Origin of the sequence: Porphyrobacter sp. TH134 (assembly GCF_002855495.1) — a bacterium.
Taxonomy (GTDB): domain Bacteria; phylum Pseudomonadota; class Alphaproteobacteria; order Sphingomonadales; family Sphingomonadaceae; genus Erythrobacter.
In genome coordinates this window covers 1-11,969 of record NZ_PKRO01000062.1, presented here as the reverse complement: position 1 = coordinate 11,969, position 11,969 = coordinate 1, and the positions used below count along the sequence as shown (strand labels likewise).

Sequence of the window (11,969 nt, the reverse complement as noted above, 5' to 3'; positions counted from 1 at the left end):
AAAAATGGGCCTCCGAAAACAAGGCCTACATCAAGTGGGAATGCCAGAATGACTGACTATCCCAAATCCGAATTTCCAGACCTCAGGTTGCACAATCGTTTCGCCGCCCGGGCGATATCCACGTGCACTTTTTCGGCACGGCCACGCTGTCCTTTGCGGACGGTGTGCAGACCCAGGAAGGCGATGTCTTCGAGATTGCGGCAGCGCCTTTCGCCCTGCCTTTGCGCAACCCCCTGACCCGCGCTGCCGAACACATCGCGCCGGTTGCGGTCAAGGCGCTCTAGTCCGATGGACCCGATCCGCATCGCCGTGGTCGGCATGGGCAAGATTGCGCGCGACCAGCACTTGCCCGCCATCGCCGGAGACCGCGCCTTCAGCCTTGCTGCCACCGTCAGCCCCCACGATCCGGGCGTGCCCGGCGTGCCGCATCTTGAAAGCCTCGAAAGGCTGCTGGATGAGGGCCCGGCAATCAACGCAGTAGCGCTCTGCACCCCGCCGCAGGTCCGTTACGAACTGGCAGCGATGGCGCTGAAACGCGGCGTCCATGTCTTCCTCGAAAAGCCGCCCGGCGCGACTCTGGCCGAGGTATCTGCGTTGGAAGCGCGGGCCGACAAAGTCGGTGCGTCGCTGTTTGCTGCATGGCATTCGCGTTTTGCCTCCGGGGTTGCGCCCGCGCGGGCGTGGCTGGCCGAACGCATCGTGCAAAGCGTTGCAATCACATGGCGCGAGGATGTGCGGGTGTGGCATCCGGGTCAGGCCTGGATCTGGGAGCCGGGCGGACTTGGCGTCTTCGATCCGGGCATCAATGCCCTGTCGATCGCAACCCACATCCTGCCCCGTCCGTTTTTCCTGAAGGAAGCGCTGCTGGAGATTCCGGCCAACAAGGCTGCACCGATCGCAGCGGACTTGCGCTTTTGCGATACGTCGGGCGCCCGCATCCACATGGATCTCGACTGGCGGCAAACCGGCCCGCAAAGCTGGGATATCGCCGTGGAAACCGATGCGGGCGTGCTCAAGCTGACCCATGGCGGCGCGGTGCTGGTGCTGCCGAGCGGAACCGAACACGGCGAGGATCACGAATATCCCGGCCTTTACGCCCGCTTTGCCACGCTGATCCGCACAGGGCGAAGCGACGTGGATGTCGCGCCCTTGCGCCTAGTCGCCGACGCCTTCCTGCGCGGACGGCGGCAGGAAACTGAACCCTTCATAGACTGAATCAACCTTTGGGAGAGGCCATGACGACCATCACAATCACAAAACGCCGGAGCGTGCTTGCGTTCCTGCTCACCGCCAGTGCCTTGTCAGCCCCGGCCCACGCCGACACCGATGGCCAGCCGACCAGCGCAACGCTGCGGGCCGACCAACCCGGCCCGGTCTATGACAAGCGCATCTTCACGCAGTTTGCCGAGCATCTGGGTAACGGCATCTATGGCGGCCTGTGGGTGGGGGATGACAAGTCCATCCCGCAGACCAACGGGTTCCGCAAGGATGTGATCGCGGCGCTGAAGAACCTTGAAATCCCGGTCATCCGCTGGCCGGGCGGCTGCTTTGCCGATGAATATCACTGGCGTGACGGCGTCGGCCCCAAGGCGCAGCGCCCCGTCAGGATCAACACCCACTGGGGCGGCGTGACCGAACCCAATACCGTGGGCACGCATGAATTCTTCGAGCTGCTGCGCCAGACCGGCGCTGAGGCCTATGTGGCCGGCAATGTCGGCAATGGCACCGCACAGGAAATGTCCGAGTGGGTGGAATACATGACCGCAAGCGCCGGATCGCTCGCCGAAATGCGGGCGAAGAATGGCCGGAAAGAGCCGTGGTCCGTGCCCTATTTCGGGGTCGGCAACGAATTGTGGGGCTGCGGAGGCAACATGCGCCCCGAATATGCCGCCGACGTGACCCGCCGCTATGCCACCTTCGTCAAAGCGCCCGCGGGCACGCGGATCATGAAGATCGCCGCCGGTGCCAATGTCGACGACTTTGCTTGGACCGAAGCGATGATGCGCGTGGCAGGCGATATGCTCGATGGCCTGTCGCTGCATTACTACACACTCCCCGCAGGCGGTTGGCCGCCGCGCGCGCCGGCCGTCGATTTTGATGAGCACGGCTGGGCGGATGCCTTGGCCGGTGCCCTACGCATGGACACCCTCATCGCCAAGCACAGCGCGATCATGGACAAGTATGACCCGAAGAAGCGCGTCTTTCTGGCGGTCGATGAATGGGGGGCGTGGTATGCGCAGGATCCCGGCACACAGCCCGGCTTCCTGCGCCAGCAGAACACCATGCGCGACGCGCTGATCGCATCGATCCATCTCGACATCTTCGCCCGCCACGCTGATCGTGTGCGGATGAGCGCGATTGCCCAGATGGTGAACGTGCTTCAGGCGATGATCCTGACCGAGGGCGACAAGATGGTCCTCACCCCCACCTATCACGTGTTCGAGATGTACAAGCCCTGGCAGGATGGCACGGTTCTGCCGGTTGAGCTGGACACGCCGTGGTATTCCAAGGACCAGTTCACCATGCCCGCGGTCAGCAGTTCAGCGGTCAAGGCGAAGGACGGCAACACCTATGTGGCGCTGTCGAACCTCGATCCCAACGAGGCCAATACGGTCACCGTGAAGCTTGATGGGTTGGCGGCCCAGTCGGTGACGGGCCGGGTGTTGACGGCGCCTGCCATCAATTCGCACAACACCTTCACTGCGCCCGAGGTGGTCAAGCCTGCGGCGTTTTCGGGCGCAAGTGTCAGCGGCGGGGTTTTGTCGGTGAGCTTGCCGGCGAAATCGGTTGTCGTGCTGAAACTGCAATGAGGATAGCCCGCGCCTTGGCCTGCGCCGCCGTGTTGACCGCCGGTATTCTGCCGGCGGCATCAGCGGCGCAGGCCCCGCCGTCCGACGGCCAGGTTATCGTCCACGATCCGACCGTGATCCGGCAGGGGTCGACATGGTATGTCTTCAACACCATCGGCAAATATATCGGCATCCGCACCTCGCCCGATCTGAAGACCTGGAACAATGCGGGCGCGGTTTTTGCCGAGATACCCGCGTGGGCAAGGGACGCCGTGCCGGGCGTCGATGGCATATGGGCGCCCGACATTTCCTACGTCGATGGCGAGTACCGCCTGTATTATTCCATCTCGACCTTCGGATCGAACCGGTCAGCGATCGGCCTTGCCACCAGCCCGACCCTTGATCAGCAAGCTGAGAATTACGGCTGGACCGACCGGGGCATGGTGGTGATGTCCACGCCTGATGATGATTTCAACGCGATTGACCCCGATTTCATCGTCGATGCGCAGGGGCGGCACTGGCTGTCGCTCGGCAGTTTCTGGAGTGGGATAAAGCTGTTCCCGCTCGACCCTGCAACGGGCAAGCCGCCGCAGGGGACGCAGCCCACTGCGATTGCCCGGCGCCCCGCACCCGCTGGCGGCCCGGCCCCGGTGGAGGCACCGACCATCCTTCAGCGTGATGGCGCCTATTACCTGATCGCGTCCTACGACTATTGCTGCAAGGGCGTGAACAGCACCTATTACACTGTCATCGGACGCGCGGACACGATCACCGGGCCCTACCGGGGCAAGGACGGCAGCGAGATGATGCAGGGCGGCGGGACCATCCTGATCCGCGCCGATCTTCAGGAGAAGCAGCGCTACCGCGGCCCCGGCCATGCCGACACCTTCACCGATACGGACGGCGCGACCACGATTGTCTGGCACGCCTATGACAGGCAAGCCGATGGTGCGCCTGTGCTGCGGGTGGCTCCGTTGCAATGGCAGGGCGATGGCTGGCCCGTTGTCATCTCCACCGACCAATAAACCCCACTGAGAGGACTTGCGATGACCCCTTATCTGTCACGACGGGCCTTTGTCGCTGCATCCGCGCTGCTGCCGATGGCCTGCAAGACACCGCCCCCGCAGATGGCGGCGGGCCCGGCTGCGCAGGGCGCGCCGACCAACCCGCTGATCCGCCAACGCGCCGATGCACAGATCTTCAGGCACGATGACGGCTTCTATTACATGACAGGCTCGGTGCCTGAGTATGACCGGCTGGTGCTGCGCCGGTCGAAGACGATTGCAGGCCTCACTAATGCCGAAGAGCGGGTGTTGTGGCGGCACCTGCCGAGCGGGCCGATGTCGGGCTTTATCTGGGCGCCCGAGCTCCACTTCTTCGATGGCCGCTGGATCGTCTATTTCGCCGCAGGCCCAAGCGGGGGCGGCGAGGATGTGTTCCGCATCCGCACCTATGCCGTGGTCTGCGATGGCCCCGATCCGATGACCGGCAACTGGACCGTCCTGGGGCAGTTCCAGTCCCCGTGGGACAGCTTCAATCTCGACTCCACGATCTTCGTGCATCGCGGGACCAGCTATTTCGTCTGGGCACAGCGAGAGCCGGGGATCGAAACCAATTCGAACCTCTACATCGCGCCGATGGCCGGGCCGCTGACCCTGGCCGCTGCGCCTGCGCGCCTGACCGTCCCCACGCTCGACTGGGAAATTCAAGGCTTCAAGGTCGCCGAAGCGCCTGCCGTTCTGGCGCGCAATGGCCGACTTTTCATGACCTATTCGGCCAGTGCGACAGATGCGCGCTATTGCCTCGGGCTGCTGACGGCGGCGGACGATGCCGACATCATGGACCCGCGCGCGTGGAGCAAATCGCCGGAGCCCGTCTTCGTCACCAATCGCGCAACCGGCGTATACGGCCCCGGCCACAACAGCTTCACCGTAGACGAGGCGGGGCGCGATATTCTGGTATATCACGGCCGCGATTATGAAGCGATCGAAGGCGATCCGCTGTTTGACCCCAACCGCCATACGCGCGTGCAGCGGCTTTACTTCAAGGCCGACGGATCACCCGATTTTGGCGTGCCGGTGGGCAATGGCCCCCTGCCGGTCAGGCTGTTGCGCGGTGCTGGCGGCCCTGCGCTGACCTGTCGGGACGGGATGCTGGGTGTCGGCGGCGGTGCGCTGGCGCAAAGTCAGTTCCGCATGATCCCCAGTGGCGAAGGCGGCATGGTATCGCTCGCCCCCATTTTGCGCCCGAGCGAGCGGGTGACAGCAAAGCCGGACGGCAGCCTTGGCATGGCACCAGCGGGCAACGATTTGGCACAGGCATTTGTCGTGCTGACGGAGCCGGACGGCATCCGGTTCGAATCCGCCCTCAAACGCGGCTATGCTGTTTCGGCCAGCGGGAATTCCATTGTACCGACGTCAGCCGCCCCATACTGGCTGATTGATTAGTCCTACTAGACCTGCGCACACGCATCCAATCCCGCTCCCGTATACAAATTGGCCTGAGGGCTACAGGAGAGCGGACAATCTGCCTGAGGGTGAAAAAAGCGCTTGCCAATAAATACTCCGACAAATATTTAGTCGGACAAATGCGGGAGGGAGCTAGGGGGCCGACTCTCAGCATTGAGAGGGAGAGAACATCATGGCTTTACGGCCTTCATCATCCACGTCTGTGTCCTTTATCGCCCTGGCTGTCGCCTGCATCGGCCTGCCCTGCGCGGCCCACGCCCAAGACACACAGGCGCCGCCTGTCGAAGCTGAAGCTGAAGCCGCTGCCGAAGACAACGAGATCGTCGTCAGCGGCGTGCGTGCGTCGATCAGACAGGCGCTCGATATCCGCCGCGACTCCGTCCAGATCGTCGACTCGGTCGTCGCCGAAGATGTCGGCAAGCTGCCGGACAACAACGTGATCGAAGCCTTGCAGCGCGTCACCGGCATTCAGGTCACGGATCGAACGGGCGGCGAGGCGGCCGGTATCACCATCCGCGGCCTGTCCGATCCTCTGACCACATTGAATGGCCGGAACATCTTTACCGCCGCAGGCCAATCCTTCGCCTTGCAGGACATCTCGGCCAACCTCATCAAGAGCGTCAACGTCTACAAGACCCGTTCGGCCGAACAGATCGAAACCGGTCTTGCAGGCCAGATCGACGTCCAGACGCGCCGCCCGTTCGATTTCGACGGACTGACGGTGGCAGGTCTCGCCCGCGGGATCTACAACGAGCAAGCCGACAGCTACAATCCCAACGTCGCGTTGCTGGTCAGCAACCGCTGGGAAACCGGCATCGGCGACATCGGCCTGCTGGTCGATGCGAGCTACATCAAGACCGATTTCCGCAACATGAGCACCACCGCAGGGGCTTTCGTGCCATTTGCGACCGAAAATCCGCCAGCAGGATCGGGCTTCGTCCCCTTGCAGCGCATTTTCTCGGGCTGGACGGCTGGCCTCGATTTCGGCCTGCCGACCGAAGCCGGATCAACGCTGAACATCAACGGTATCGAAGTGCCCTACTATCTGAGCCGCGATGCCGTGTTCAGTTCCGACCTTTACGGTGAACGCGAGCGTCCTTCGGTCAATGTCGCCTTGCAGTGGGCGCCCAACAGCAGTTCGGTCTACACGGCTGAAGTTTTCTATTCGGGCTTCCGCGGCAACACCTTCAATTCGCTGCAATTCAGCTTCGTTGATTGGTGGGGCAACCCGGGCCCGTTCGAAGTCTATGATGAGACAAACATCATCAAGTCGCGCACGGTCGATGATGTCTACGGGTTCAACAGCGGCGACTTTGCGACCAACACAACCGACAGCATGGTCTATGCGCTGAACGGCAAGTGGGATCTGGGTGATCGCGGCCAGATTGTGGGCGACATCGCCTACCAGAAGAGCACCAACGAAACGACCTTCCTTGCCATGCGCACCGACCGGGTCGCCCGCCAGATTGTCGTCGATTTCAACGCGGGCGGCGGCATCCCGGCGTTCCAGTTCGACGATAACAGCCTGCTGGCCGATCCTTCGGTGTGGAACGTCGCGGAATTCTTCGACAACGCCGACCGGTCGCAGGGCGATGCCATTACTGGGATGCTGGACGGCTTCTACACGTGGGACGAAGGGTTCATCCGCCGCATCAAGGCTGGAATCCGGCTTGATCGCCGCACAGCGGAAACCTTCACCCGCGCGCGCGGCGCCAATCGTTTGGGCCGCAGCCTTGCAACCTTCCCTGCCGAGGCTCTGTTCACGAACAGCGGCTTCTTCGATGGGCGCGCCGATGTGCCGACCAGCTGGGTCCTTCCGAGCGGCTACTGGATCAACGATAACGTCGATGCCGTGCGCGCCGATTTCGGCCTGTCGGCATCGGACACGCTATCGCTCGACCGGGTCTTCGATATCACGGAGACCAACCTTTCCGGCTATATCCTCGCCGATACGCAGATCAATCTGTTCGGCCGCCCGCTGCTGATCGAAGGCGGGATGCGCTATGTCGATGTCGAGACCAAAGCGAGCTTCTTCAACCGGCTGCAAGGCGGCGCGCAGACCCGCAGCTCGAACCGGACGATCCGGTGGTTGCCCAGCGCCACGCTGCGCTACGAAATCACCGACAATCTGCGGATTCGCGCCAATTACGGCGAAACGCTGCGCCGTCCGAATTTTGGCGACATCAATCCCAACTTCAATCTGACCGGCGATCTTACCCAGGTTGGCTTTGGTTCGGGAACCGCCGGGACGGCTGATCTCCAGCCCACCGAATCGACCAATTATGACGTTGCGATCGAATGGTTCTTCGACCGTGACAGCGCGATCTTCGTCACGGCCTTCCGCCGCGAGATCGAAGGGCTGGTCGTGCCGCTGACCGTGCGCGAATTCATTCCCAACAATGACATCGTCGCCGGCGCGACAGACTTCTTTGCCATCACCCGTCCGGTCAATGCGTCCAACGGCGTGCTCGAAGGGGTGGAAGTCGGGTTGACCTACTTCCCCGATTATCTGCCCGGCCCGCTTGATGGCCTTGGCTTCAACGGCAGCGTCACCATTCTGGATTCCAGCCAGAACATTCCGCTGTCCGACAGCGCCGGGAACATCACGGGCGAGACAACATCGCAGTTCTTCGGTGTTTCCAACCTGTCGTACAACGCGACCTTGGCCTATGATAAGGGCCCCTTGAATGCGCGCTTGTCCTATGTCTGGCGCGAAGAGTTCCTGCGCAACAACGAAGCGCGGCTGTTCGCCAATCCCATCGGCGTGTGGTTCCAGCCGGAAGAGAGCCTGGACTTCCAGCTGACCTGGAATGCCACGGACAACATCGGCGTTACCTTCGATGCCGTGAACCTCACGAACGCGATCCAGCAGAACTACTACAAGTTCGACACCGTCGGAAACCCGGACCAATTCAATCTGGGAACCACATTGCTGGCGCGCACCTTTGCGATCGGCGTGCGCTTCAAATTCGATTGATCGTCGATCTCTCCTCCGCGCCGCTAGCCATGATTGGCTGGCGGTGCGGGACTGCCGCTGGCTTGGCACCTTCACGATCTGGCGGTGCGCGATGGCTTAAAGTCTGCCGCGCTCGTCGCGGTTGAGGGTGCGCCAGAAATCGCCGCCAGAGTGGCTGACTACGGGCCCGGAGCCTCGTGGGTGGGGCGCATGATCGGTTGACGCCCGATGCGGGCCGCGGTGACGATCCCTGCACCGATGAGGCCCATGCCGAGAAAATGGAACCAGCGGATAGGTTCGGAAAGGATGACCACGGCAAGCAGAGCGCCGATGATGGGCATGATGTTGAGATAAAGCCCGGTCGCAGCCGAACCGAGCAATTCTACGCCGCGGTTGAAGAAGAGATAGGCAATCAGCGAGGGAAACAGGCAGACATAGCCGATCGCCAGCCAGCTTTCCGGGCGGCTTTCGATCAGACGACCGCTGGCGATCTCGGCCACGTAAAACGGCGAGATGACGGCAATACCGATCATGAAAGTTGCAGCGAGAAAGCTGAGCGGGTGCACGACCGGGCGCTTTCGGAGCAACACAGAGTATAGCGACCAGACGACGACAGCCGCGCAGATCACGAGATCGCCCGAATTGAATTTCAACCCGAGCAGCGCAGACAGATCAGCGCGCAGAACGATGATCAAAGCGCCGGTAATCGAGAGGCATATGCCGATGATCTGCGGTATCCGGACTTGCTCGCCGAAAACGAGGCCACCGAGCATCAGGATCAGTGCAGGCTGCATCGACTGAAGCAGCAGGCCGTTGACCGCCGTGGTGGTCTGCAGGCCTGTGTAAAGCAGGGTGTTGAAGGTGCCGATCCCCAGCGCACCCAGCACCAGCACCCACCGCCAGTTGGCCTTCAGGGTCGCAAAATCCCGCCGCAGGTGCGGCCAGGCAAACGGCAGGAGCAACAGCAAGGCCAGAACCCAGCGCCAGAAGGCCAGTGCAACCGGCGGCATGACATCACTGGCAGCACGTCCGACAATCGAATTGCCGGCCCAAAACAGCGCGGTGAATGTCAGCAACAGGTAAGGACGCGACCAGAGCCAGCCGGTCATTCGGGTTGCAAGGGAAGGCATGGCGAATTGCGTCCCTATGGGGCCAGTGTTGCGAGCGCTGCGCTGGCGCATTGCTCATCGCTTGCCGACCCGCCTGAGCCCGCGACCCCGATGCCGCCAATCACCTCTCCGGCGTGCACGATCGGCAAGCCGCCGCCCAGCAGCAGGAGTTCAGGCACATTCGCCAGGTTGCGTGATCCGGGATCGGTAGCAGCCCGCTCCGCCAGCGCAGATGTGCTGGTCTTCGTCGAGAAGGCAGTGAAAGCCTTGCGCTCGGCGGCCCGGGTGTTGTGCGGCCCGATGCTATCCCCCCGCTGGAGCGCAATCAGGTTTCCGCCGCGATCAACGACAGCGACAACAGCGTCCCTGTTCATGGCATGACACGCCGCAAGGGCTGCGTCGGTGAGCGCATTGGCCATTTCCAGCGAAACCGACCGCTGCGCAGCAGGGGCTGGCAAGGCGGTCACGGCAGCCACCGCAAGCGGGATCAACAGGCCAATCATCATCAGTTGCCGCGATAGGTCGAATAGCCAAAGGGGCTGACCACGACAGGGACATGATAGTGCCCAGCCTTGTCGGACACACTGAAGGTCACGGTAATCTCCGGGAAGAAGGGCTTCGCTTCAGCGTTCGGATAGCCGGTCATATCGAATTGCAGCCGGTAGACCCCGGTGTCGAAATCGGTGCCCGTGCCAAAGCTGCGCGCGCGGCCGTTCTGGTCTGTGCGCGCCGTCCCTACCTCAACCCAGGTTCCGGCGGCATCACGCTTCGACAGAGTGATGGGGACATTTGCGCCGCCGACACCCTCTGCGAGATCAAGCACGTGGGTCGAAATCTCGGCTGCCGCCGCCGGGGCCGCGATGAGGCACAGCGCGATGGGCACAAGGAAACGGGTCATCTTCATCGGACTGGTCCTGATTTTGTGGCTGGGCCAAGAGACGGGAATTTCCGCCCGTAACGCAGAGCCGCTTCATATTCGAATGAAATGATTGAATGCCTATCATTCACATTTATAATGATCCTGTGTTTGATCCGAGGCTTCTCGAGGCGTTTGTGGCCGTTGCTGATGCCGGGAGCTTTACAGCGGCGGCCCACCGGCTGCACTCGACCCAGTCAACGATAAGTCAGCAGATCGGCCGGTTGGAGGGCCTGATTGGCAAGGCCCTGCTCGATCGCTCTACCCGGCCCGTAAAGCTCACCCCAGTGGGCGAACGCCTGATCGGATATGCGCGGCGCATTCTCGCCCTCCAGCGCGAGGCTTCCGCTCTGCTGGCTGATCCTTCGGGCAGCCGAACCCTGAAGGTCGGCTTGCCTGACGATCTGATGACGGCCACGATGAGCCAGGGGTTTGCCCATTTTGCCCAGCGCTACCGTGAAATTCGCCTCGATGTCACGACGGGGCTCAGCAGGGATCTGTCGCGGCAGTTTCGTGCAGGGGAATTCGACGTGGTTATCGTCAAGGAACCCCGTGCGCAGGCCGACGCGCGCGCAAGTTTTCCCGAGCCGCTGGCATGGATCGAGGCCACCAAACAATGGCAGCAGTGGCCTGAACCGATACCGCTTGTCGCCTTCCCGCCGGGCGGGCTCTACCGGGACCAGATGATCGAACAGATCGAGGCTGCAGGATTGCGCTGGTATCTGGCCTTCACCGGCAACAGTCTTGTCAGTGTGCTGCGCGCTGTGGAAGCAGGGCTTGGCGTGTCGGTCCTGCCAGTCGCTACAATCGCACCCTACGCAGTGCAGACCTGCCGACAGTTTGCGCCCGTCCCGCCAATGGTCCTGTCGGCTTACGCATGGGAACAGGACGCCGCGACAACCGCGCTTTTGTCGGTGTTGGCAGAGATCGTGTCGATCGAACGCGGAGCGAGCAATAGCGCGGATGGCTTCGCGGCCGAGGCCTGAGCGCAGTGTGGCCCAGTTTGTCAGGCTGCTAGGCGGGGATGTGGATCCCGCAAAGCTTGTTGCCGTCAGGATCGCGCACGTACGTCAGGTGGATCGTCCCCATCGCCGACTCGCGCGGGCCAGGGGGAGCTTCAATTGACGTTCCGCCATTGGCTACGGCTACGTCATGAAATTGCTGAACTTGCGCCGGTGAATTGCACGAAAAAGCCACGGTGGCCCCGTTCGCCACGGTTGCAGGCTCATCATTGATCGGCTGAGTGACGATGAAGTTGGTCCCGCTCGGGTTCGGGTAGAAAAGGCGCGTATGCCCGCTTCCCGCGATGTTGTTCATCGGCTCTGGCACACCCAGAACACCCAAAACCGCGTTGTAGAACTGCCGCGATCGCTCAATGTCGTTCGAGCCTACCATCGTATGAAACAGCAATGTCTTTTTCCCTATCGTTACTGGGACGCTTGTGGAGGCAGTGCAGGATCGGAGCAAGCGGCGATTTGCGCGCTTTGAGCAAACCGGCCGCACGGGCGTGTTGCCATTCTCATCGAGCCCGCGCCTACACCTGTCAGTACACCCACCAGGACGTTCCGCGTTCCTCTAGGATGGTTTGAACCGAGCGCACACGCTGATCCAGCAAGGCGCAAGCAGCCATGTCCGGGTCGCGTCCCGGCAGGTGGTGTAGGTTATGAGGGTAGCGCTGCTGGCCGGACGCGCGCTTTCGATATTGCGCTGTAGCGTCCGGCCAGCAGCGCG

General features: G+C 62.2%; 10 protein-coding genes and 1 pseudogene. 7 read left to right on the top strand and 4 right to left on the bottom strand.

Annotated elements, in window-relative coordinates; genetic code table 11:
* Nucleotides 1–98: 98 nt before the first annotated feature.
* The 6 genes and pseudogenes from C0V72_RS15370 to C0V72_RS15345 all read left to right on the top strand — a co-directional run.
* Nucleotides 99–284 (top strand): annotated as a pseudogene (locus C0V72_RS15370) (AraD1 family protein); the annotation flags it as partial.
* 4 nt (nucleotides 285–288) lie between these two features.
* Complete coding sequence (locus C0V72_RS15365) at nucleotides 289–1,215, top strand: Gfo/Idh/MocA family protein (protein WP_101795016.1); 927 nt, start codon at nucleotides 289–291, stop codon at nucleotides 1,213–1,215.
* A 20-nt stretch (nucleotides 1,216–1,235) separates the two neighbouring features.
* Nucleotides 1,236–2,810 carry an alpha-N-arabinofuranosidase gene (locus tag C0V72_RS15360; RefSeq protein ID WP_101795015.1) on the top strand — a complete coding sequence of 525 codons (1,575 nt, stop codon included), beginning with the start codon at nucleotides 1,236–1,238 and terminating at the stop codon, nucleotides 2,808–2,810.
* Complete coding sequence (locus C0V72_RS15355) at nucleotides 2,807–3,814, top strand: arabinan endo-1,5-alpha-L-arabinosidase (protein WP_101795014.1); 1,008 nt, start codon at nucleotides 2,807–2,809, stop codon at nucleotides 3,812–3,814. The genes C0V72_RS15360 and C0V72_RS15355 overlap by 4 nt, the downstream gene beginning before the upstream one ends.
* 21 nt (nucleotides 3,815–3,835) lie before the next feature.
* Entirely contained in the window at nucleotides 3,836–5,236 is a 1,401-nt protein-coding gene (locus C0V72_RS15350; protein WP_101795013.1) for a glycoside hydrolase family 43 protein, read from the top strand.
* A 193-nt stretch (nucleotides 5,237–5,429) separates the two neighbouring features.
* A complete protein-coding gene (locus tag C0V72_RS15345; protein WP_101795012.1) occupies nucleotides 5,430–8,234 on the top strand; it encodes a TonB-dependent receptor in 2,805 nt (934 codons plus the stop codon).
* A gap of 158 nt (nucleotides 8,235–8,392) precedes the next feature.
* Here C0V72_RS15345 and C0V72_RS15340 read toward each other — a convergent pair whose 3' ends face one another.
* The 3 genes from C0V72_RS15340 to uraH are packed head-to-tail and all read right to left on the bottom strand — an operon-like array spanning nucleotide 8,393 to nucleotide 10,220.
* The gene (locus tag C0V72_RS15340) at nucleotides 8,393–9,322 is read right to left on the bottom strand and encodes a DMT family transporter (protein WP_172439061.1); all 930 of its coding nucleotides are present in this window, start codon (nucleotides 9,320–9,322) and stop codon (nucleotides 8,393–8,395) included.
* 35 nt (nucleotides 9,323–9,357) lie between these two features.
* Nucleotides 9,358–9,825, bottom strand: coding sequence for a GlcG/HbpS family heme-binding protein (locus tag C0V72_RS15335; protein ID WP_101795018.1), 468 nt, complete (start codon nucleotides 9,823–9,825; stop codon nucleotides 9,358–9,360).
* A 2-nt stretch (nucleotides 9,826–9,827) separates the two neighbouring features.
* Nucleotides 9,828–10,220, bottom strand: coding sequence for a hydroxyisourate hydrolase (uraH, locus tag C0V72_RS15330; RefSeq protein ID WP_324761551.1), 393 nt, complete (start codon nucleotides 10,218–10,220; stop codon nucleotides 9,828–9,830).
* A 95-nt stretch (nucleotides 10,221–10,315) separates the two neighbouring features.
* Between uraH and C0V72_RS15325 the strand changes: the two genes are divergently transcribed.
* Nucleotides 10,316–11,224, top strand: a complete 909-nt coding sequence (locus C0V72_RS15325; RefSeq protein ID WP_172439060.1) for a LysR family transcriptional regulator — start codon at nucleotides 10,316–10,318, stop codon at nucleotides 11,222–11,224.
* 28 nt (nucleotides 11,225–11,252) lie between these two features.
* Here the strand turns inward: C0V72_RS15325 and C0V72_RS15320 are convergent, their stop codons facing one another.
* The gene (locus C0V72_RS15320) at nucleotides 11,253–11,648 is read right to left on the bottom strand and encodes a VOC family protein (protein WP_101795009.1); all 396 of its coding nucleotides are present in this window, start codon (nucleotides 11,646–11,648) and stop codon (nucleotides 11,253–11,255) included.
* Nucleotides 11,649–11,969: the final 321 nt, after the last annotated feature.